A 20,583-nucleotide genomic window follows, 5' to 3' on the forward strand; every position below is an offset into this window, starting at 1 on the left:
CATATCTAATAACGTTATGTGCAATAAAGACGAACAACAAATGGAAATAACAAAAAATCAAAATGAAGCGGTTAATGACATCGTAGAAATGGTGGTCAATATAATAGGGAATGGATCGAGAGAAATAGATACAACAGAAGCAATTTCTAGCACAGCAAGACTGGCAGGAAGTTTTTTATTCAGGTCATTTGAGTTCAAGACTAATGATGCAAAACCTGGAACAGTTATGCTTTCTGAAGAAGCGAACATAAAAGGACCACAACTAGTTAATATTACTCATGCTGTACTACATAATTTTGGAATCCAAATTGACAATAATAAAATGTCAAAAGGAAATCAAAAACATGCAGAAAGTAATTTCGTAGACGTAATTGGTAAAGTTCAAGTCCCAGCTTTAGACATAATGAAAAAAAGGGAATTGAGCTACGAACAAATGGCCCAATCTGCGGCAATTGCAACAGCATTTATTATACAACAAAGTAGTAATATTACGCCCGAAGAAGGATTTGGAATTGCGATTTACCATTATATCGAAGGTTCAAAAACTAATCCACCCGATATCAATTTAGTTGCTAAAAGCGAAACAAAGAAACAAGAAGAGAAGAATAGTGACGAACAAACAAAACCTTGGTGGAAAATATGGTGAAATTTACTGCACATAACAGCACCTACCCAAAAGTGGCGGTTCAGTGGTTAAATCAGGCGCAATGCTTCTATTAAAGTCTGTGCTTGTTTGACAGTGAAGTGCTTGGAAATCGCCACCTTCGGGTAGCTGCAAACCGATAAGTGACATTACTAAAATCCTTCTTTTTAGTTCAACAAAAAAATTACCAAAGCTCTTGCCCAAAATTGTATCTTGAACCATCAACTCTAGTGGTTTAGTTATGCAACAAAGAATTCTGACCTCTCTTCTGGCTTTTGCCTTGATTTCTCTTTTAGGAAACGCCCAAGATTTATATCCCAAAAACGAATCCGTGGATGTCCAAAACTATGTTTTCGCCCTTCAACTGAACGATGAGAACAATGAGATTCAGGGGGAGACCCAAATCAGTGTGACCTTTAAGGACCAAGTGGTTCCTTTTGCTTTGGACCTCATCCAAAAATCGGGAGAATTTGGTATGGAAATCACCGAGGTGCTCGACAACGGTTCCGCTGCCAATTATTCCTATTCGGAAAACAGGATAAACATTGTTCCAAAAGACGCCGCTTCAAAAACGCAAACCTTTACCATAAAATATCACGGCATTCCCGAAAGAGGTTTGGTCATTTCCACCACAAAATATGGCAATCGCTCTTTTTTTGGGGACAACTGGCCCAATTTGGCGCGACACTGGCTGCCTTCCGTGGATCATCCGTATGACAAAGCGAGTGTGGAGTTTCAAATCACCGCCCCCGAGCACTATGATGTGGTCGCGACCGGAAAAAAGGTGGAAGAAAGCAATTTGGAAAACGATTACAAACTTACCATTTACCAAGAACCGGCTCCCGTGGCCACTAAAGTGATGACTATTGGGGTGACTGAGTTTGCCTCTAGATTGCTAGGGGAAGTCCATGACATTGAGGTTTCTGCCTGGGTATATCCCCAAAACCGTTTGGAAGGCTTTGGCGATTATGCCGTTGCCAGCAATGTGTTGGATTATTTTATCAATCAAATAGGCCCCTATTCCTATGCCAAATTGGCCAACATGCAAGCCAAGACCCAGTGGGGAGGACTCGAAAACGCTGGTACCATTGCCTATTTTGAAAACTCGGTGACTGGGAACAACACCGTAGAACCATTGATTGCCCATGAAATTGCCCATCAGTGGTTCGGCAATTCGGCCACCGAAAAAAGTTGGAACCATGTGTGGTTGAGCGAAGGGTTTGCCACCTATTTCTGTATTCTGTATCTCGAAAGTGTATATGGAGACGAGCGGCGAAAGGAAGAGCTGGCTATTGACAAAAAGGAAATTTTCGATTACTACCTTAAAAACCCTGCACCCGTTGTAGACCTAACCATTACCGACCCGATGCGGGTTTTGAGTGTGAATACCTACCAAAAAGGGGGTTGGGTGTTGAATATGCTCCGGCATAAATTGGGGGATGCCACTTTCTGGAAAGGGATTCGGAAGTACTACGAAACCTACCGCAACAGCAATGCCTTAACAGAAGATTTTCGCCACGTTATGGAGGAAGTGTCCGGACAAGATTTGGAAGCCTTTTTCCAACAGTGGCTGTTCACAAAAGGTCACCCTCAACTAAATTGGGATTGGACATTTAGCAAAAGTAAGGTCACCATCAATGTGGAACAGCTACAGGAGCATCAAGTGTTCCAATTTCCTATGGAAATCGGTTTGGTGAAAGATGGTAACATGACCATTGAAACCGTTCAGATAAATAACCGATCTGAAAGCTTCGAAATCAAGTTCAAGGAAAAACCAGATTCCATTGTCTTGGATCCAAACCAGTGGATCTTGATTCAGGACATGAGGCCAAACTAATTTTGGGGCCATCATTAAATGGCTTCAAGATTGATGATTTGATTCGTCAAAAAACGAATCGTATCTTACCTATTGCAATGCAATCCGCTTCAAAGACTCCCCATGGATTTCGATAAAAGCATCCTGTCATTTTTAAAGCCTGAATTGGTCGATACCATTTTGGCTGAATCGGAAATCAAAGCTTTTCCCAAAGGGACCGAAATACTGCGTGAAGAGCAATATGTAAAAGTACTCCCCATTGTGGTGGATGGATTGGTAAAAATATATTCGCGATTTGACGAACGGGAATTATTACTCTATTACATTGAACCTGCCCAAAGTTGCGTAATGTCCTTTTATGCAGCATTGAACAACACTCCGAGCAAGGTTTTCGCGGTAACCGAAGAAGATTCCAACATCATTTTGATACCCGTGCAGTACTTGCCCAAATGGTTGCAGGAATATCCCAAATTCAATGAACTGTTTTACCACCAATTCAATTTGAGGTATTCCGAACTCTTGACCACCATCAGCAATTTGCTATTGGACAAAATGGACAAGCGGTTGTACGATCATTTAATCCGAAAAACGGAAATGACCCATACCAAAACGATCAAAATAAGCCACGGGCAATTGGCCAACGAATTGGGTACCGCCCGGGAAGTAGTGTCCCGAGTGATGAAAAAATTGGAAACCGAAGGGAAAGTCACCCAAAACTCTGGGGAAATCACCGTATTGTAGGAGCTGTGACCACGGTCACTGCACAGCCCAATTTTGTTTCGGAACTTAGTGGAACAATAATGTACTAACAACTAAAATCTTTGATCATGAAAAAAAATATGGGTTCAGCCGATAAAATCATCAGAATATTGATCGCTGTGGTTATTGGAGTGCTTTTTTATACCGGAACCATTTCTGGAACACTCGGAACCATACTACTGATTCTTGCCGGAGTTTTTGTATTGACAAGTTTGGTCAGTTTTTGCCCACTCTATGCCCCATTTGGCATCAGCACCTGCAAGATGAAAGAAAAAAAGTAGGGAGGTTGTAATGGTAAAAACCACGACTAAAAAAATTTTTAATCCATTTTCTGCATTTTGACAAAAGGATGGCGGCTTAAAAGAATGGCACTTTTAAGCCGCTTTTTTTTCAGTGTAACAAACCAGTTGATAGCTTATTTTTCAAATAAAAACCATGTCCAGACCGCTTGAAACTTTAACCATCGTAATTATTTCTTTTTCAACAATGGCCATTTACCAAGGGGCATCCTCAATTAAAATGGGATTGGGCATTTAGCAAAAGTAAGGTTACTATCCATTTGGAACAGGTTCAGGACCATCACATGTTCGAATTTCCTTTGGAAATCGGTTTGGTAAAAGATGGTAAAATGACCATCGAAACCGTTGAATTAAACAAACATGCCGGAAATTTTTAAATCAAGTCCAAAGAAAGACCTGATTCAATTGTTTTGGATCCCAACCAATGGGCATTGTTCGAAAAGGTACAAAACCCTTAACATCCATCAATTCAAAATGGGTGACGGTACATTGGTAGTGGAAATTTTTCCTAAAAAGGCTAATTTCACTAAGCTGTGGCTAAAAAATCATTGAATCGATGTTTAGCTTGATTGTTAGCGGGCATTAAAGCAAGAGACACAGCAAAGAAATGAAACAAGGAGATATATACGAAACAAAACTAAAAGATGGCAGATTCGGAGCAATCTGGATTCTGAAAACAGGTGGAAGGTTTGATTTTTCGGATTTAGATTTCAACTTGATTGGTGTAACTAGTTTTATTGATTCAATTCCACCAGAAATAAACGATTCCAGATTATCTGAGATTTTGGTCAAAAAATATATGTATCCTACTGATTATCCTGTCATTAATATTTATTGTGGCGATGTTCCCAAAACCCTAAGATATGTTGGGAATATCAAAGTTCCCAGAAAGCTCAGAAAACTTAAAATTGAGATTGGTGATGGAACCAACGGTGGATTTCCATCTTGCGGTAATGTCCCCAAACATATTGGATATGAAGTACTAATTGAGTGGAGATTTAAGAATGACAATGAAAATTTCCTAGCAGAAGTTGAGGCATCGAGATTAGAACATGATAAGTTGATGGAAAGGCTTCGTAGTAGTAAACCCAAGAAAATGCTTTCAGACGAGGTGTTTTGGAACTTGATTGCAAAACTTGATTGGACAAATCAAAATGACTCTGAGATTATTCAACCTTTGATTGTAGAATTATCTCAAATGAAGATTGATGAGATCAAGCAATTTGAAGAAACATTGGCATACAAACTCTATCAGCTTGACACAAAAGCCCATGCTAGTAATATTGGTGAATCATCGTATGACTCTGAGAATAATTATGTCTCCGATGATTTCTTTTTATACGCAAGATGTGCTGCAGTTGCAAATGGCAAGGATTTCTTCGATAAAGTTATTGATAATCCTAGTGCGATGCCTAAAGACATTGAATTTGAACCTTTGTTGAGAATATCAGAATCTGCTTATGAACTAAAATTGAAAAACAGATTCGATTATGTAACGGGAGTAAGTTATGAAACATATTCAAATGAAGATGGTTGGAAATAACGACACATAGGTAAGCCAGGGCCTACGAGTAATTTAAACTCTTGTACATCCAATAAAATTTTAACGATTTGACATCTTGGAGCTTCGAAATCCTGGCCTCCGCATATTGCCAACCGATAAGTGCAAACCAAAAATTTCCCTCTCCCATTACTTAAATAAATCGTTACCTTAATTGTTCAACTGTAACAATCCCATACCCTGGTTATCCTTAAAACAAAAACCATGACCAAACCATTCATCTCCTCGATTGTAGCCATTCTTTCTTTTTCAGCATTGGCATTTGGCCAAACCCATCTCAAAGCCCCTTCCGAATTTTATCCCTCCCAGAAAACCAAGGTATTGGTGGTCGGCACCTTCCATTTCAATTTTCCTGGATTGGACGAGGTTAAAACCGCAGATGAGAACAAAATAGATGTGCTGAAAGAACCCAAAAAATCAGAATTGGAGGAACTGGTAGCCTACATCAAAAAATTCAACCCCACAAAGATTGCCATAGAGGCGAGACCCTCTTGGAATACCATGCAAAAGTTTGAAGCCTACAAAAAGGGGGAGTATAGGGACAATCGGGACGAAAGATACCAATTGGGCATGCGCATTGCCCATGACCTGGGTTTGGATTCCGTTTACGGCATCGATACCAATTCGCTACGCGAGGATCTTTACCAAAAGGATTCCGTTTTTTTCAAAAGCATGGTGGACAAGGTCGATTGGGAAATAGAAGATCCTTTTTGGGACTATGCCGAGACTTATTTTGATTACCGTGACAAAAAAATGAAGGATGTACACCTGTTGGATTTTATAAAGGCCATGAATACCCGTGAAGGCCACAATTTTAATTTTGGACTCTACCTCACCGGTTCCATTGCCACGGGAAATGGCCAAGGCGCCGACCACCTTTCCATTTGGTGGTACAATCGAAACGTGCGTATCTTTTCCAAGCTCATCAATATTACCAAAAGCCCAGACGAACGCATCTTGGTGATCTTTGGCAACGGCCATGCCGCTATCTTAAGGCAATTGTTGGAAGCATCACCCCAATACGAATTTGTTGAATTCAGTAGTTTGGATTGAAAAATGGGGTGAAGTTCAACGAAGAAACCCCATTTTACCGCATCACGGTGAATGTTATTTATCGTACTTTACTGCCTCTGAGAATTAGTAAAAGATCTAATGTTTAAAGTTAGTTTGAAGATTACTGATATGGTAAAAACCGCTTTCGCGTTCTACCTACTACTTCTTTTTGCACAAAATGTGCATGCCCAAAAAACGGTATCGGCCGGTGTGGAACTTGATGTACTACCTTATTTGACCGGCGGCTATTTTGGGGCGGTTTGGGTAGGAAAGGGACACGTTAGGGCAAGGGCCCTTTATGCCAAGGTGAACATGCCCGATTTTATTGTTAAAGATGGATTTACCAACAATACCATCCGATCGTTCGCTATTGTGGGTGATTATTTTTTGAAAGAAGAACAGATAGGCTTGTGGTTTGGCGGTGGAATGGTACTGTGGGATGGGGAAATTCAATCGGATCAACAGTTGGAAACAGCTTCCTACCAAAATTTCCTATTAAACGGCAGTATCGGATATGTATGGAATCTTGGCAACAAGTTCTACCTAAGCCCTTGGGCCGGATTGAGCGTTTGGGTCGGTGGGGACAAAACTGTTGCAGTGGATGACGATATTTTTGAACCCAGATTGCTCAATCCCGAAATGTCTTTGAAATTGGGTTACCGCTTTTAGAAAGTGGCCCAACATACGACACTGTGCCATTGAAACTTTTGGAATAACCACTTAATCATCATGGAGGTCACTTTTAGCGACCCAAAAAAGGAAGGAAATCATTACTTTTACCCTACTAAACAAACTACAATAAACCTTCCCTTGAAAACCCCCATTCTCTTCGGACTCGCGCTGATTTTGAGCACTTTTATCCACGCCCAAAAGAAAAATGCAGCTTTCAACATTCAGATCAAAAAAACAACGGAGACCATTACCATAGACGGCAAGGGCGACGAAGAAACCTGGAAATATGCCCAACCAGCCAATGATTTTTTTATGGTTCTCCCAATGGATGATCGCAAGGCCACTCAACCTTCGGAAGTAAAAATGGCCTACGACGATAGGCAGCTCTACCTGTTGGCCACTTTCTATAAAACACCGGGCAACACCTATGTGGTGGAATCCCTTCGCAGGGACTTTTCGTTTGGAGGAAACGATAACTTTCTGCTGTTCATGGATCCCTTCAACAATCAAACCACGGGCTTCACTTTTGGTGCCAATGCCTATGGAGCGCAATGGGACGGTACTATGTTCAACGGAGGCAGTGTAGACCTCAACTGGGACAGCAAATGGGTATCTGAAGTACAGGTATACGAGGATAAATGGGTGGTGGAAATGGCCATTCCTTTTAAATCGATACGCTATGAAAAAGGGGTTGACAAATGGGGCATCAATTTTTCGAGGCTTGATCTGAGTACCAACGAAAAATCGAGCTGGACCCCTATTTCCAGACAGTTTCCCACCTCTTCCCTTGCCTTCTCAGGTACGTTGGACTGGGACAATCCACCGCCCAACCAAGGACTCAATTATTCCTTGATTCCCTATGTTTTGGGCACGGTGGGCAACTCCACCATTGAAGATGTGACCTACAAGGACGAATTGAAAGTTGGGGGCGACGTAAAACTGGGTCTTTCCTCTTCCTTGAACCTGGACTTGACATTGAACCCCGATTTTTCGCAAGTGGATGTGGATCGCCAAGTGGCCAACTTGACCCGATTTGAACTTTTCTTCCCGGAACGGAGGCAGTTTTTCCTGGAAAATGCGGACCTCTTCTCCAGTTTTGGGTACGAGACCATCCGTCCGTTCTTTTCTCGACGAATCGGTTTGGGCGTTCCCATCATAGCCGGTGCGCGTGTAAGTGGCAACCTTAACAAAAACCTGCGTTTGGGGCTTATGGACATGCAAACGGACAAAGTGGATGAAACCGGATTGCCCAGTCAAAATTTCGCCGTGCTTTCCTTACAGCAAAAAGTGTTTTCACGTTCCAACATTGGGCTGATGTTCGTAAACAAAGAGTCGTTGGACTACAATGCCCTCACCGATGAACAAAAAACGGAGTATACCAGATTCAATCGAAATCTGGGACTGGAATACAACTTGGCCTCCAGCGACAACAAGTATACCGGAAAACTTTTCATGCTCAAGTCTTTTGGCCCCGATGACTCCCATAATGGTATTGCCCAGGGCGCTAACTTAACCTACAGTAGCCGCCAATGGAACTGGAGGGTGCAACAGGAATATGTGTCGGACAACTTTGTGTCCGAAGTGGGATTTGTGCCTCGAAACAATTACATCAACTTCAATGGTTCCATTGGTTACCTCTTTTTGCCGGCAAGTGATAAGGTGGTAAGCCACGGTCCTAAATTTTTTGGACAGTATTACTTTGACCCCAACTTACAGTCCACCGATTATGTGAGCGTATTGGGTTATGAGGTCAACTTTTTGGACCGAAGCTCATTAAGTTTGGATGTGTTCAATGAATACGTGCAGCTCTTGGCCCCTTTTGACCCTACCAACACCGATCAGGAAGAATTGGCCACAGGAACGCGTCACCACTGGAACGGGGCTTACCTACAATACCAATCTAAGCCTAAAAGTCTTTTTACTTATCAGTTGGTGAGCCGATTGGGTCGGTATTTTTCAGGGGGTTACCGTACAAATATTAATGCCCAATTGGGATATCGATTTCAACCCTATGTGAGCTTGGCCGCCACCTTAAGCTATAACAATCTGGATTTGCCCAGTCCATGGTATACCACCGATTTTTGGTTGGTGGGTTCGGAGGCCGATATTACCTTCACCAACAAATTGTTTTGGTCCACTTTGTTCCAGTACAACGAACAGAGCAAAAACTTCAGTTTGAATTCCAGGTTCCAATGGCGCTACGCCCCAGCTTCGGATTTGTTCCTTGTATATAACAGCAGTGAACAACTTTCACCACTTGAAGGAAAGGTTTGGTCCTTGACGTTAAAATTGACCTATTGGTTCAATAGGTAATTGGGTCAAACCCTTTCCCGCATAGATCCATCAACTGAAACGGTGCATCCATAAATCAGTAGTGGATAAAAACTTCGTATTTATCGTACTTTATGACATAAGTTAAAGCATAAATGTTGGACGAAGTTTCTAAAATTGCCATTTCGGAGATCGATCAAATGAATTTTGGCATTACTCAGCAAATTTTGGCTGTTAACGAATTGGTATACGAAAACGGCCTTCCTAAAATTGAAAAGATTGAACTGGATGCCCAAAACAAAAGGGCGATGGTGCACTTTCCCATAAAGGATGAATGCATTTTCTTTACCGTTTTTTTAGAAACCGAACCCGCAATAAAAGTAGTTTGGACCAATACTACAGATGGTAGTCGGGTGATTTTTAGAGTTACTTCCGATACGATGGCCCTAAATGAAATTTCATCTTTTATAAAAATACATCCCACTCGTAGTTGGAATATAGGTGACCCGCATCCGAATGGAAAAACCAACCATACCTTCAGTTTATTTGATTTTGAACCAATACCAGACCTTACAGGTAAGATAGAATCAAAGATCAACACACTGCTTGACCTGCTTGAAAAGGATACGGAAGGCATCCGAAAATTGTCCGTTTTGGCAAATAGTTATATTCAGATCCATTGGCATGGGTACAATGGAAATGGAATGCTTGGGGGGTTTCAGTTGGACCAAGCTACCATCACCCGTTTGGCAAACCTGCAACTTGCCATTGATCTTGATTTATATGCGGATGGGAATTTGCTGGTATGATATGCATTGTATAAATGCGATTTTTTTTCGATATTCACTTGGTGCGATTCGTCGTATTCTAGTAATCAACCCTTTAAAACCACCCCCAATGCCCTGGTTGGCATTGCTTTGAATGAAATCAGATTCCATCCACATCACACAAATTATCCATAGCACCACCCATAAAGAAATGGCTGATCATTTTGCGGTGTGCTGGATCAAAAAAGAGGTAAAAGCGATTGAAATAGATCAAGTTCGCTATAAAAACGTCTCCAACTCCATCTTTTTTCTAAGCCCTGAAAAAGATTGGAAAGTCACCAAAAAGGATAGCTCAACTTCGTGCGGTTACATCCTCTATCTCGATAACGAAGTGCTGAACCACCCCCAATTGAGCAACCTTCATATCAATCAAGTCCGAATTTTCAATGCTGGGGAAATTCCGTTGTTCAAATTGAGTCCGGGCATAGAAAAGAGGACCCAGGCCATTTTGGAGATGATCGATGAACTTTTGGGATCCCATCTCAACCATAAAGATGATGCCATTCTATCCTTGTTGAATACCTTTTTCGTGTATTGTGATGGGCAATGCAATATCAAATCGGTAGCATCCAACAATGGTTCCAAAACCAATGTGGTCTATAATTTTAAGTCACTGGTGGACAAACATGTTTTTGAGTATCATGAGGTTGGCCATTACGCTGAGCTACTCAACATATCGCCCAAATATTTGAATGAGTGCGTCAAGGAGGTGTTGAACGTACCTTCAAAAAGCATCATTATCGAACAGTTGTTGATGCGTTCCCGACACGCACTTAAATTTTCGAGCAAGACCATCAAGGAAATTAGCTATGATTTGGGCTTTACCTCCCCTGATTACTTCAGTTATTTCTTTAAAAACCATACCGGTATCTCCCCATCTGCGCTTAGAAATAGTTGATTTTACCCAAAATCCAAGTTTTTACTGCCATTTTCACATTGCTACCGTAAAGTTATCTCGATAATTTGTCGGAAACTTTAATTATGGACCGAAAGAAATTTATCAAAACCTCGGGTGTGGGGCTGGGCCTTGCCCTACTACCCGGACTGATTCAAGGCCAAAACTCCACAACAAAAAATAAGGGGCCGGAACTTGCCCAACCCAAAATCATGAAAGGTTCCGAAGGGGTGGTCCTCAATGTTTTGGGAGACATACAAACCCACAAATTTTCCGGTGCGGACAATGGCAACCAAATTGCGGAATGGGTAAGCCATGTGGACCCCGGTGTTGGGATTCCGCCACACATACATACCAAGGAAGATGAAATTTTCCGAGTGATCGAAGGGGAAGTCGAAATTATGGTCGGCGACAAAACCACTGTTTTAAAAGCGGGTGATATTGCTTTTGCCCCAAGGGACGTGCCCCATGCCTGGAAAGTGGTGGGCACCGAAAAAGCCAAAATGATCGCCACCGCATTCCCAGCTGGAATAGAGCATATGTTTGTAGAATTGGCGGCCTTGCCCGAAGGTCCACCGGACTTTGCCAAGGTGGCCGAAATCTGTGCCAAACAAGGGATTTCGTTTATTTAAAATGTAAAGAAATTGTTTTAAGGCGGTTTGAGAGTAATTCCGAACCGCCTTCTTTTTCTGGCCAAAATTGTTTACTATAAAAATGGATGACCATCAATCCAAACAGCCCATCCATCAATTGACCATCCAATGCTTCACGAATTTTGTTGATTTTTCACTCCTCAATCCTAATCAACAAAAACATGAAATATTATCTGAAAGTATTGCAGAACTATGCAAATTTTAATGGCAGGGCAAGGAGAAGCGAATATTGGTACTTCTTCCTTTTTAACACATTGATATCCCTTGTTCTTGGTTTTATTGATGGATTATTGGATACAACCATTATTGGAAGCCTATATTCACTGGCGGTCCTAATTCCGACAATCGCGGTAGGCGTAAGAAGAATGCACGATGTTGGTAAAAGTGGCTGGTTCTTGTTGATCCCTATCTACAACATAATTTTGGCAGTAACTGACGGCGAAAAAGGTGAGAATGCATATGGGCCAGATCCAAAAGAAGAACAGTCCGCAAACTAATTCAAAGGGTTTCATCTCTTTGTTAAACAAGAACCATGAAGGGTATTTATACGATTTTTTGTTTTCTAATCTGTACCATAATGCATGGTCAGTCTTTCTATAATGCAGAAATTGAATTTACCAGTGGCGATTCGAAAGTAGGATATGCAAAAGTGCCCAATGGCAACTCAAAAACCATTGTGTTTAAAAATAATCTGGAAGGAGCTCCCACCAAAATTAAGAGTGATGAGTTGTTTACTATAACATTTAAGCTGGGCGATGGAACAACCTATGTTCTGGAACGAAATGCCATAAAAATGAACATGACAAAGAGAAATGGTGAACTCTATACAAGAATATCAAAAAAGAAAGCATGGTTGCTTAAAAATTTAGCCCACAATAAGCTTAACTTTTATACGGCTGGGCAAAACTATAAAATCACAAATGATGGGGATTTTAAAATCTCAAGTTCAGGACAAGTTGGGTTCACAGGGATTGGGTATTATTTAAGAAGACCGGAAGAAAAGGAAGTAACCTACATTACTGCAAAAATGTCCGGTATTCAAGTTGCACATGAAAAACTGTTTAGAAATGCCGCCTCAACCTATTTTAAAGACAACAAGACTCTTTCCCAAAGAATAAAAAACGATGAATTTAAAAGCTTTGAACTAGTTGATATATACCACATATATATTTCAAACTGATTCACAAAAGTCAAGATACAATCCAGATACTGGTAACAATTTTATCCTTCGTTAGCACAATTACTTTATACGAAATGTCCCACATAAAAATGGACAACACCTCATTGGCCGAGGTAACTGAAATTTATTTCTCGACAACCTCAATTACCATTTATTATGTTGTGGGGGCTTGTTTTCTTGGTATTGGAATATACTTGGCAATACATAAGCGGTGGCTGGGATTCCTACTTCTATTTATTGGGATAATTGTGGTTGTGCATGCGTGCAAAATCTCAAAGCAAAATGAAAAGCCCTATCTGCTTTTGAACAATTATGGCATAAAAACCAGCAATAACACCTTCATCCCTTGGGAAAATATCGATTCAGCTCAAGTGCTATTGGGCGGTGTGGGCGGCAGATATCACAAATGGTACCTAAAACTTAAGATCAAAGACAAAGATGACCATGTTCAGGACATGAACATTGATCTAAGGGACTTGACGTTGTCTCCTAAAGAAATTCAGAACTTAATACACCAATATCAAGTAAAGGCAGGCAACTGAAGAATTGAACTACTTAATATTCTTCAAATTGATCACCTCCTGTTCCGTAAGGTGCCTCCAATGGCCCCTGGGCAAGTCTTTTTTGGTGAGTCCGGCAAAGATGACTCGGTCCAACTTGGTCACCTGATAGCCCAAATGCTCGAAAATACGTCTTACAATACGGTTACGTCCGCTATGGATCTCGATGCCCAATTCTTTTTTGGGTGCCCCTTGGATAAAGCTGATGCTATCCACTTCGATGGGGCCGTCTTCCAGTTCCAATCCGGCTTCAATTTTGTGTAGATCGGCCAAACTTAAACTTTGGTCCAAATGCACATGGTAAATCTTACGTACCCCATGTTTAGGGTGGGTCAGTTTTTTGGTGAGGTCGCCATCGTTGGTGAACAATAACAGGCCAGTGGTATTGCGATCCAACCGTCCAACAGGCATCAAACGGGCTTTGGAGGCGCTCGAAACCAATTCCATAACCGTACGCCTTCCCTTTTCGTCACTGGTGGTGGTTATAAAGTTTTTGGGCTTGTTCAACAGGATGTATTCCTTTTTCTCCAAACTCAATTTCTTGCCATCAAAACGAACATCATCGGAACGTTTTACCTTATAGCCCATCTCGGTCACCGGTTTGCCATTCACGGTCACATTGCCTGCAGCAATATAGGTGTCCGCTTCGCGTCGTGAACAAATACCGGCATTGGCGATATAACGGTTCAACCGGATTTCGTCGGGATTGGATTTTTTCTGTGGATCGGCCTGTTTGGCCTTGGTGGAAAAATGTTTGCGAAATGGCTTTTGCTGATTGCCGCCTTTGGTGTTTTTGGAAGGTCTACCCTTTCGGTTATTGTCTGATCTCGTCATCAGTCGTAAATTTTTGCAAATGTAGTCTTTTTCGGTTCCAAACAACCACAATAACAAAGAATTACAAAATCCGGTTCAGCACCAAATCCATATTGATCAGCAAAATACTGAACACACCGGCTACAATAATGAATTTCAGGATGTTGTGCAGCCACACATAATGTTTTTGACTTTCTGCCTTCCACAGCAAGACTAAAAAAATCACCAAAAAAACGATGCTCGCCATAAAATAGAGATACATGTGGCCAACATCGAACGAACGTATCAACAACAAGGCTGGAATAAGGGTCAAACCAATCAAAAAGGTAATCATAAACTTGGACACCCTGGGCCCGTACGTTATCGGTATGGTGTTGCGGTTTTGTGCCATGTCACCTGGAATACTTTCGAGGTCTTTAATCATTTCCCGCGCCAATATCAACAAAAACAGGAACAGGGCGTGTACAAAAATTACGCTTTCAAAATTGCGATAGTACACGAACACCACAAAGAAGGGAGAAATGGCCAATGTGGACGACACCAGATTGCCCAAAAAAGGAATGCGTTTTAGTTTATGGGAATAGTACCAAATGCCAAAAATATAAGCCGAGAAGAACAGCACAGCCCGAAACGAAATATAACTGGCCGCAAAAACCGCTAAAAAATTCAGAATAAAATACGTGGTGAGTTTAAACCGCTGGCTCACCAAGCGGTCCAACATACTTTTGGTGGGCTTATTGATCAGATCCTTCTCGGCATCATAAAAATTATTGATGATGTATCCGCCAGCAATTGTCAATGCCGAAGCTGTTACGATCAGAAAAAGATTGAGATCAAAAACCACCTTTCGCAATGGAACATCCGGGGCAAGAATGTAGATTGAGGCCAAGTATTGGGCCAAGGTGATCACCAAAATATTGTAGCCGCGCACCACAGAAAACAGACTCAATAGCTTAAAAAGCAGGAGTTTGTTTTTTCTACTAAGCATGTGGGTTGGTTTAGAAGTTGTAGACCACCTCCAAATTGTAATCCTTCAGTGCGCTTTTGGCTTTGTCCAAATCTTCAGTGAAACCCAAAATGTATCCACCGCCGCCGGAGCCACACAATTTAAGGTAGTAGTCATTGGTCTCGATACCCTGCTTCCAAAGGTCGTGGAATTTAGCGGGGATCATGGGTTTAAAATGATCCAGTACCACATGCGACAATTGTTTCAAGTTCCCAAACAAGGATTTTACGTTACCGTTCAAGAAGTCTTCCACACAGGCATCAGTATGTTTGATGAACTGGTTCTTGATCATGTTCCGGAAACCTTCCTGTTTCATGTTCTCCATGAAAATCTGCACCATTGGCGCCGTTTCTCCTGTTATGCCACTGTCCAACAAGAACACGGCACCCTTGCCATTGGTGTTTTGGGAAGGAATACTGGTAGATTCAATATTGTCTTGGGAATTGATCAAAATGGGCAGGCTCAAGTAGCTGTTCAAAGGATCAAGTCCTGAGGATTTTCCATGGAAAAACGACTCCATTTTTCCAAAAATTTGCTTTAAGGTGAGCAACTTTTCACGGGTCAGGTTTTCCAGAACAGTGATTTTATCCTTGGCATACCGATCATAGATCGCAGCCACCAAAGCACCGCTACTCCCAATGCCATACCCCTGTGGAATGGAGCTGTCAAAGTACATGCCGTTGGCAATGTCGCTGTCCATGGCTTCCAAATCGAAGGCCACCAAACCATCTTCCTGTTTTTCCAAATTTTTAAGGTAGTCGGCAAAGCCCCTTAAGCTTTGATTCGACTTACGTGCCATTTCGGAAGGATTGTTGTCCCACTTGAGGGCACCCTTAAAAAAGTTGTAGGGAATGGAAAGTCCTTTGGAATCTTTGATGATACCGTACTCGCCAAATAGGAGAATCTTTGAATAGAATAGTGGGCCTTTCATATACTAGTACTAAGATACAAACTTTTTTGTTTAAAAATTATTTAAAATCGATAAACAAAACGATTTGGTCTATGAAAATTAAAGCTGCGTTCTAAAATTCAGGGCAAAGAACGTAAAAAAACAGCTTAACTGTTCATTTTTAGGATTTTATTTTAGTGGCGCCATGCCCTACTTGATCATGGATATAACCCCCATTTTCACAATGCTGTGCCAATTCATCCTTAATAAACTGGATGGCTTTTTCTTTGTAGGCCTCGGGGTAAAGCATGTGCACATTGGCCCCTGCATCCAGGGTAAAACTGACAGGAACTTTGGTCGCCTCGCGATACGCCCATATTTTATTGATGATTTCCAATGTATCCGGTTTCATTAATATGAAATAGGGCATACTGGCCATCATCATGGCATGGAGCGTAAGGGCCTCACTTTCCACTATCTTGATAAATTCCTCCACATCACCATTGGCCAAAATGGGACGTAACTTGTCCAAATTGGCATGTGCTTGTTGAAACCGATTATCGGCATATGGGTGTCCATGCATCAATTGGTGACCCACCGTGCTACTTACCTGTTTCTGACCCTTATGGACTAGCAAAATAGTGTCGCAGTATTTTTGAAAAACGGAATGCACCTCATACGGATACTCGATGCCATATAAATCGGAACTGCTGGAAATGGGCTCGTGATATCCCCATTCCACCAAGCTTCCCTTAATGCTTCTGCAGGCACTACCGGAACCCAATCGAGCCAAAAAGGAGGCTTTGGTATAAAAATGATCATCCATCATTTGAGGCGTCAACTGTTTTTCAATTTCCATAAAACAAAGGGCCAAGGCAGCCATACCACTGGCCGAAGAAGCAATGCCGCTACTATGCGGGAACGAGTTGGAAGTTTTAATGGTGAAGTGGTACTTTTTCAAAAAAGGCAGATAGGCTTCTATCCGTTCCAAAAACGTTTGGATCTTGGGTTTAAAATCCGGTTTTGGCTTTTCTTCAAAAAGCAGCTCAAACGAAAAGGAATCGATAGCTGCTTTCTCTTCAAAACTTACCATTGTGGTTGTTGCACAGGCATCCAACGTAAAACTGATGGATGGATTGGCCGGTATCTGATTGGGCTTTTTCCCCCAATACTTCACCAAAGCAATATTGCTGGGTGCCTTCCAACTCACCTTGCCTTCTTTTGGCCATTTCTTATAGGTGTTGGGCAGAAAATCCTTTTCCGTCATTTTTACTGATGTTTGGACAAATATAACATGCCCTTCACTTCCTCGGAATCGGATTCAAATAAATTCTTATTTTAGTTGCAGTTGCACCAACCATGAAAAAAAGAATTGTTTACATAACCATAAGTGTATTGGGCTGCCTTTTGATAGGCTTCTTGGCCAGTATAGCCACACAAAGTTCGGTAAACGATTGGTACACTACCTTGAACAAGCCTGATTTTACCCCGCCCAACGAGCTCTTTGCCCCTGTTTGGACCGCATTGTATATTTTAATGGGCGTTGCGGCCGGCATTGTTTGGTCCAAAGGCTATCACCACATTTGGGTGAAAACCGCACTCTACCATTTTGTTATCCAATTGCTGTTGAACGGGCTATGGAGCATTGTTTTCTTTGGCCTGAAAAACCCGTTGTTGGGTTTGATCGTCATTGTGGCGTTGTTGACCATGATCATGCTAACCATTAAATGGTTCCGGGTAATCAGCAAGCCTGCCGCACTGATGATGGTGCCTTATCTATTGTGGGTTGCCTTCGCCTCCGTACTCAATTATAAGATTTGGGAGCTCAATCCCTAAGTGGACAGTTCCAACAGTTTCAACATCGTTTTATGGTTTCGGGTGGTAGCTTCCACGTTCAGTTTTCGTTCGATCAGGTTATTGTTCAATTTGGCATTGCCATAGCCATTCCTGCAGAACAAATACACACAGGTATCGGTGATATGAAAATCTTCCTGATCAAATTGTAGATTATTAAAAGCTGCTTTCAAACCTTCGTTTGGAGCATTTTTTAACAGCACGTAGTACAGTTTGTTATCCCCGTCATCCTCAAAGGGACTTTCGTTTAAGATGCGGCCAACATCCTTTGATTCCAGAATCAAAACAGGCACATCAAACCCAAAATGCTTTTCTATTTTATCATGAACCCTTATTTCAAGTGCTTTCGTATCAGTATCGTTATGGCCAAAAACAATATTTCCACTCTGGATATAGGTCTGAACATTTTTCAAATCCATATTTTCAAGAACAGAGCGTAGTTCCGCCATCTTTATTTTTTTCTGTCCGCCAACATTGATACCCCGTAAAAGGGCGATATAGGTGTTCATCTGTTTTGTGGATTAGCTAGGCCAATAAATTTTAGTAAATTCAAACGCACTTAAATTAGCAAAATGAATCAATACATCCTTGCTCTCGACCAAGGTACAACAAGTTCGCGTGCTGTAATCTTCGACCAAAAAGGTACGATTGTCTCTGTGGCCCAAAAAGAATTCACACAAATTTTCCCCAAACCGGGATGGGTTGAACACGACCCCGATGAAATTTGGTCCACCCAAGCCGGAATGGCCGCCGAAGCGGTAAGCAAAAAAGGCCTGAAAGCGGAACAGTTGGCTGCAATAGGAATTACCAACCAGCGTGAAACGGTAGTGGTGTGGGACCGAAAAACCGGAACTCCGGTTTACAACGCCATTGTTTGGCAAGATAAACGCACAGCTGGCTATTGCGATGCGTTAAAAAAGCAGGGCAAGTCGGACATGATCCGAAACAAAACAGGTTTGGTTATCGACTCCTATTTTTCGGGAACCAAGGTAAAATGGATTTTGGACGAAGTGGAAGGTGCCAGGGAAAGGGCCGAAGCCGGTGAATTGGCCATGGGCACCATAGATTCTTGGTTGATTTGGAAAATGACGGACGGTAACCTCCATATTACCGATGTTACCAATGCCTCCCGAACCTTGCTTTTTAATATCAACACCATGGAATGGGATGATGAATTGTTGGAGCTGTTGACCATTCCCAAAAGCATGCTTCCCGAGGTGAAACAATCCAGTGAAGTGTATGGTCACACCTGTCCCAACTTTTTTGCTTCCAAAATACCGATTGCAGGCATCGCGGGCGATCAGCAGGCCGCCCTATTCGGACAAATGTGCACCAAACAGGGGATGGTAAAAAACACTTATGGCACAGGTTGTTTTATGTTGATGAACATTGGAGAAACCCCGATTGTTTCCAAAAACAACCTTTTGACCACCGTTGCCTGGAAAATCAATGGAAAAACCCACTATGCACTGGAAGGCAGCATTTTTATTGCCGGAGCCGTAGTACAATGGCTTCGTGACAGCCTTCAAATCATAAAAAAATCATCGGATGTTGAAAAACTGGCGGGCTCCGTCGATAGTTCCGATGGTGTTGTTTTTGTGCCCGCCTTTGCAGGATTGGGGGCGCCACATTGGAATCAGCACGCCCAGGGCACTATTTTTGGGTTGACCAGGGGGTCGACGGATGCGCATATCGCACGAGCGGCTTTGGAATCCATTGCTTACCAAACCATGGATATTTTAAAGGCCATGGAAGCCGATTCCGGGATTTCCATAAAGGAATTACGGGTTGATGGCGGGGCGACGGTCAACGATATGCTCATGCAATTTCAGGCCGATGTATTGAACACGGTAACCGTACGACCAAAGATTGTGGAAACCACCGTTATGGGTGCCGCCTATCTGGCCGGTTTGGCCGTTGGTTATTGGAAAAGTGCGGACGAAATTCAAGATATTTGGCAGGAAGATGTACAGTTTAATCCAACCAACGACCGTGAGGCCATCGAAGCGGGCATCAAAAGGTGGTATCGGGCCATTAATGCCTTGGAATACTGGACCAAGAATGCATAACTTTTCTAAATTTAAAAATCAAACTTACCATTTATGACTCCATTTGTTGCAGAGATTGTGGGCACCTTTTTGTTGATGCTCATGGGTTGTGGCGTTAATGCCAATGTTTCCCTTCAAAAAACCTTCGGTAACGGTTCGGGTTGGATCGTGATCACCACGGGATGGGCCTTTGCGGTTTATACCGGTGTTGTGGTGGCGGGGCCCTACAGCGGCGCGCACCTTAATCCAGCAGTATCCATTGGCTTGGCGGTTGCTGGGGAGTTTCCTTGGGAATCCGTTATCGGTTATGTCATCGCCCAGTTCATTGGAGCTATGCTCGGTGCTTTTGTGGTATGGTTCATCAACAAAGATCATTTTGATGCCACTGTCGATGGTGACACCAAGCGGGCGGTATTTTGCAACGCACCAGCCATACCGAATACCCTTCGTAACATTTCCACCGAAATCATCGGCACCTTTGTTTTGGTCTTTGCAGTCCTCTACTTTACCGATGCCGTTTTAAGCTCGGACAACACCATTATTGGACTGGGTTCATTGGGAGCATTGCCCGTTGCCATCATTGTTTGGGGTATTGGCCTTTCGTTAGGGGGTACCACGGGCTATGCCATCAATCCGGCGAGGGACATGGGCCCAAGGATTGTGCATGCTTTGGTTCCTATCAAAAATAAAGGGTCGAACGGTTGGGGCTACTCTTGGATACCTGTGGTTGGACCTATTTTGGGTGCCATTTTGGCTGCGGTAATCGCAATGGCCTTACAATAAA

Annotated in this window: 22 protein-coding genes; 17 read left to right on the plus strand and 5 right to left on the minus strand. The window is 42.3% G+C overall.

Annotated features, from left to right (window positions below; all coding sequences use genetic code 11):
• Positions 1–16: 16 nt before the first annotated feature.
• The 14 genes from EO131_RS01915 (at position 17) to EO131_RS01980 (ending at position 13,171) form a co-directional block, all read left to right on the plus strand.
• Complete coding sequence (locus EO131_RS01915; protein ID WP_127018656.1) at positions 17–646, plus strand: hypothetical protein; 630 nt, start codon at positions 17–19, stop codon at positions 644–646.
• A 238-nt stretch (positions 647–884) separates the two neighbouring features.
• Positions 885–2,480, plus strand: a complete 1,596-nt coding sequence (locus tag EO131_RS01920) for a M1 family metallopeptidase (protein ID WP_127018657.1) — start codon at positions 885–887, stop codon at positions 2,478–2,480.
• Positions 2,481–2,582: 102 nt separating this feature from the next.
• The gene (locus tag EO131_RS01925) at positions 2,583–3,200 is read left to right on the plus strand and encodes a Crp/Fnr family transcriptional regulator (protein WP_127018658.1); all 618 of its coding nucleotides are present in this window, start codon (positions 2,583–2,585) and stop codon (positions 3,198–3,200) included.
• An 86-nt stretch (positions 3,201–3,286) separates the two neighbouring features.
• On the plus strand, positions 3,287–3,499 hold the full coding sequence (locus EO131_RS01930) for a YgaP family membrane protein (protein WP_127018659.1): 213 nt from the start codon (positions 3,287–3,289) through the stop codon (positions 3,497–3,499).
• 625 nt (positions 3,500–4,124) lie between these two features.
• Positions 4,125–5,060 (plus strand): DUF4240 domain-containing protein, encoded by a 936-nt coding sequence (locus EO131_RS01935; protein WP_127018660.1) that lies wholly within the window; start codon positions 4,125–4,127, stop codon positions 5,058–5,060.
• A 222-nt stretch (positions 5,061–5,282) separates the two neighbouring features.
• Positions 5,283–6,131: a DUF5694 domain-containing protein gene (locus tag EO131_RS01940; RefSeq protein WP_241243770.1), complete on the plus strand. Its 849-nt coding sequence runs from the start codon at positions 5,283–5,285 to the stop codon at positions 6,129–6,131.
• A 99-nt stretch (positions 6,132–6,230) separates the two neighbouring features.
• Positions 6,231–6,800, plus strand: a complete 570-nt coding sequence (locus tag EO131_RS01945; RefSeq protein ID WP_127018661.1) for a hypothetical protein — start codon at positions 6,231–6,233, stop codon at positions 6,798–6,800.
• Positions 6,801–6,941: 141 nt separating this feature from the next.
• Positions 6,942–9,116, plus strand: coding sequence for a DUF5916 domain-containing protein (locus EO131_RS01950; RefSeq protein WP_241243771.1), 2,175 nt, complete (start codon positions 6,942–6,944; stop codon positions 9,114–9,116).
• Positions 9,117–9,229: 113 nt separating this feature from the next.
• The gene (locus EO131_RS01955) at positions 9,230–9,883 is read left to right on the plus strand and encodes a DUF4279 domain-containing protein (protein ID WP_127018663.1); all 654 of its coding nucleotides are present in this window, start codon (positions 9,230–9,232) and stop codon (positions 9,881–9,883) included.
• Positions 9,884–9,995: 112 nt separating this feature from the next.
• The gene (locus EO131_RS01960) at positions 9,996–10,799 is read left to right on the plus strand and encodes a helix-turn-helix domain-containing protein (RefSeq protein WP_127018664.1); all 804 of its coding nucleotides are present in this window, start codon (positions 9,996–9,998) and stop codon (positions 10,797–10,799) included.
• Between the two features lie 83 nt (positions 10,800–10,882).
• Positions 10,883–11,428 carry a cupin domain-containing protein gene (locus EO131_RS01965; RefSeq protein ID WP_127018665.1) on the plus strand — a complete coding sequence of 182 codons (546 nt, stop codon included), beginning with the start codon at positions 10,883–10,885 and terminating at the stop codon, positions 11,426–11,428.
• A 182-nt stretch (positions 11,429–11,610) separates the two neighbouring features.
• On the plus strand, positions 11,611–11,946 hold the full coding sequence (locus EO131_RS01970) for a DUF805 domain-containing protein (protein ID WP_127018666.1): 336 nt from the start codon (positions 11,611–11,613) through the stop codon (positions 11,944–11,946).
• Between the two features lie 35 nt (positions 11,947–11,981).
• Entirely contained in the window at positions 11,982–12,629 is a 648-nt protein-coding gene (locus EO131_RS01975) for a hypothetical protein (protein WP_127018667.1), read from the plus strand.
• A gap of 74 nt (positions 12,630–12,703) precedes the next feature.
• Positions 12,704–13,171, plus strand: coding sequence for a hypothetical protein (locus tag EO131_RS01980; protein ID WP_127018668.1), 468 nt, complete (start codon positions 12,704–12,706; stop codon positions 13,169–13,171).
• A gap of 9 nt (positions 13,172–13,180) precedes the next feature.
• Here EO131_RS01980 and EO131_RS01985 read toward each other — a convergent pair whose 3' ends face one another.
• From EO131_RS01985 to EO131_RS02000, 4 genes are all read right to left on the minus strand, one after another.
• Positions 13,181–14,023 (minus strand): pseudouridine synthase, encoded by an 843-nt coding sequence (locus tag EO131_RS01985; protein WP_127018669.1) that lies wholly within the window; start codon positions 14,021–14,023, stop codon positions 13,181–13,183.
• 61 nt (positions 14,024–14,084) lie between these two features.
• On the minus strand, positions 14,085–14,990 hold the full coding sequence (locus tag EO131_RS01990) for a geranylgeranylglycerol-phosphate geranylgeranyltransferase (RefSeq protein WP_127018670.1): 906 nt from the start codon (positions 14,988–14,990) through the stop codon (positions 14,085–14,087).
• 10 nt (positions 14,991–15,000) lie between these two features.
• Positions 15,001–15,939: a mevalonate kinase family protein gene (locus tag EO131_RS01995; protein ID WP_127018671.1), complete on the minus strand. Its 939-nt coding sequence runs from the start codon at positions 15,937–15,939 to the stop codon at positions 15,001–15,003.
• 139 nt (positions 15,940–16,078) lie between these two features.
• The gene (locus tag EO131_RS02000) at positions 16,079–17,164 is read right to left on the minus strand and encodes a diphosphomevalonate decarboxylase (protein ID WP_127018672.1); all 1,086 of its coding nucleotides are present in this window, start codon (positions 17,162–17,164) and stop codon (positions 16,079–16,081) included.
• Between the two features lie 92 nt (positions 17,165–17,256).
• Between EO131_RS02000 and EO131_RS02005 the strand changes: the two genes are divergently transcribed.
• Positions 17,257–17,733 carry a TspO/MBR family protein gene (locus EO131_RS02005; RefSeq protein WP_127018673.1) on the plus strand — a complete coding sequence of 159 codons (477 nt, stop codon included), beginning with the start codon at positions 17,257–17,259 and terminating at the stop codon, positions 17,731–17,733.
• Here EO131_RS02005 and EO131_RS02010 read toward each other — a convergent pair.
• A complete protein-coding gene (locus EO131_RS02010; RefSeq protein ID WP_127018674.1) occupies positions 17,730–18,260 on the minus strand; it encodes a DUF1697 domain-containing protein in 531 nt (176 codons plus the stop codon). The two genes, EO131_RS02005 and EO131_RS02010, sit on opposite strands and share 4 nt — an antisense overlap.
• A gap of 63 nt (positions 18,261–18,323) precedes the next feature.
• Here EO131_RS02010 and glpK point away from each other — a divergent pair, with 63 nt between their 5' ends.
• Together glpK and EO131_RS02020 are read left to right on the plus strand one after the other, a co-directional pair.
• Positions 18,324–19,820 (plus strand): glycerol kinase GlpK, encoded by a 1,497-nt coding sequence (gene glpK, locus EO131_RS02015; protein WP_127018675.1) that lies wholly within the window; start codon positions 18,324–18,326, stop codon positions 19,818–19,820.
• A gap of 33 nt (positions 19,821–19,853) precedes the next feature.
• On the plus strand, positions 19,854–20,582 hold the full coding sequence (locus tag EO131_RS02020; RefSeq protein ID WP_127018676.1) for an MIP/aquaporin family protein: 729 nt from the start codon (positions 19,854–19,856) through the stop codon (positions 20,580–20,582).
• Position 20,583 lies beyond the last annotated feature (1 nt).

The sequence above is a fragment of the Flagellimonas beolgyonensis genome (assembly GCF_003992615.1).
Taxonomy (GTDB): domain Bacteria; phylum Bacteroidota; class Bacteroidia; order Flavobacteriales; family Flavobacteriaceae; genus Flagellimonas; species Flagellimonas beolgyonensis.

What these genes read in the sequence shown, in the direction of transcription:
- EO131_RS01965 (WP_127018665.1), top strand. Translation starts at nt 10,883, where the DNA reads ATGGACCGAAAGAAATTTATCAAAACCTCGGGTGTGGGGCTGGGCCTT.
- EO131_RS01960 (WP_127018664.1), top strand. Translation starts at nt 9,996, where the DNA reads ATGAAATCAGATTCCATCCACATCACACAAATTATCCATAGCACCACC.
- EO131_RS01940 (WP_241243770.1), top strand. Translation starts at nt 5,283, where the DNA reads ATGACCAAACCATTCATCTCCTCGATTGTAGCCATTCTTTCTTTTTCA.
- EO131_RS01925 (WP_127018658.1), top strand. Translation starts at nt 2,583, where the DNA reads ATGGATTTCGATAAAAGCATCCTGTCATTTTTAAAGCCTGAATTGGTC.
- EO131_RS01915 (WP_127018656.1), top strand. Translation starts at nt 17, where the DNA reads ATGTGCAATAAAGACGAACAACAAATGGAAATAACAAAAAATCAAAAT.
- EO131_RS02020 (WP_127018676.1), top strand. Translation starts at nt 19,854, where the DNA reads ATGACTCCATTTGTTGCAGAGATTGTGGGCACCTTTTTGTTGATGCTC.
- EO131_RS01985 (WP_127018669.1), bottom strand. Translation starts at nt 14,023, where the DNA reads ATGACGAGATCAGACAATAACCGAAAGGGTAGACCTTCCAAAAACACC.
- EO131_RS01930 (WP_127018659.1), top strand. Translation starts at nt 3,287, where the DNA reads ATGAAAAAAAATATGGGTTCAGCCGATAAAATCATCAGAATATTGATC.
- EO131_RS02010 (WP_127018674.1), bottom strand. Translation starts at nt 18,260, where the DNA reads ATGAACACCTATATCGCCCTTTTACGGGGTATCAATGTTGGCGGACAG.
- EO131_RS01945 (WP_127018661.1), top strand. Translation starts at nt 6,231, where the DNA reads ATGTTTAAAGTTAGTTTGAAGATTACTGATATGGTAAAAACCGCTTTC.
- EO131_RS01935 (WP_127018660.1), top strand. Translation starts at nt 4,125, where the DNA reads ATGAAACAAGGAGATATATACGAAACAAAACTAAAAGATGGCAGATTC.
- EO131_RS01980 (WP_127018668.1), top strand. Translation starts at nt 12,704, where the DNA reads ATGTCCCACATAAAAATGGACAACACCTCATTGGCCGAGGTAACTGAA.
- glpK (WP_127018675.1), top strand. Translation starts at nt 18,324, where the DNA reads ATGAATCAATACATCCTTGCTCTCGACCAAGGTACAACAAGTTCGCGT.
- EO131_RS01990 (WP_127018670.1), bottom strand. Translation starts at nt 14,990, where the DNA reads ATGCTTAGTAGAAAAAACAAACTCCTGCTTTTTAAGCTATTGAGTCTG.
- EO131_RS01955 (WP_127018663.1), top strand. Translation starts at nt 9,230, where the DNA reads ATGTTGGACGAAGTTTCTAAAATTGCCATTTCGGAGATCGATCAAATG.
- EO131_RS02000 (WP_127018672.1), bottom strand. Translation starts at nt 17,164, where the DNA reads ATGACGGAAAAGGATTTTCTGCCCAACACCTATAAGAAATGGCCAAAA.
- EO131_RS01920 (WP_127018657.1), top strand. Translation starts at nt 885, where the DNA reads ATGCAACAAAGAATTCTGACCTCTCTTCTGGCTTTTGCCTTGATTTCT.
- EO131_RS01975 (WP_127018667.1), top strand. Translation starts at nt 11,982, where the DNA reads ATGAAGGGTATTTATACGATTTTTTGTTTTCTAATCTGTACCATAATG.
- EO131_RS01970 (WP_127018666.1), top strand. Translation starts at nt 11,611, where the DNA reads ATGAAATATTATCTGAAAGTATTGCAGAACTATGCAAATTTTAATGGC.
- EO131_RS01995 (WP_127018671.1), bottom strand. Translation starts at nt 15,939, where the DNA reads ATGAAAGGCCCACTATTCTATTCAAAGATTCTCCTATTTGGCGAGTAC.
- EO131_RS02005 (WP_127018673.1), top strand. Translation starts at nt 17,257, where the DNA reads ATGAAAAAAAGAATTGTTTACATAACCATAAGTGTATTGGGCTGCCTT.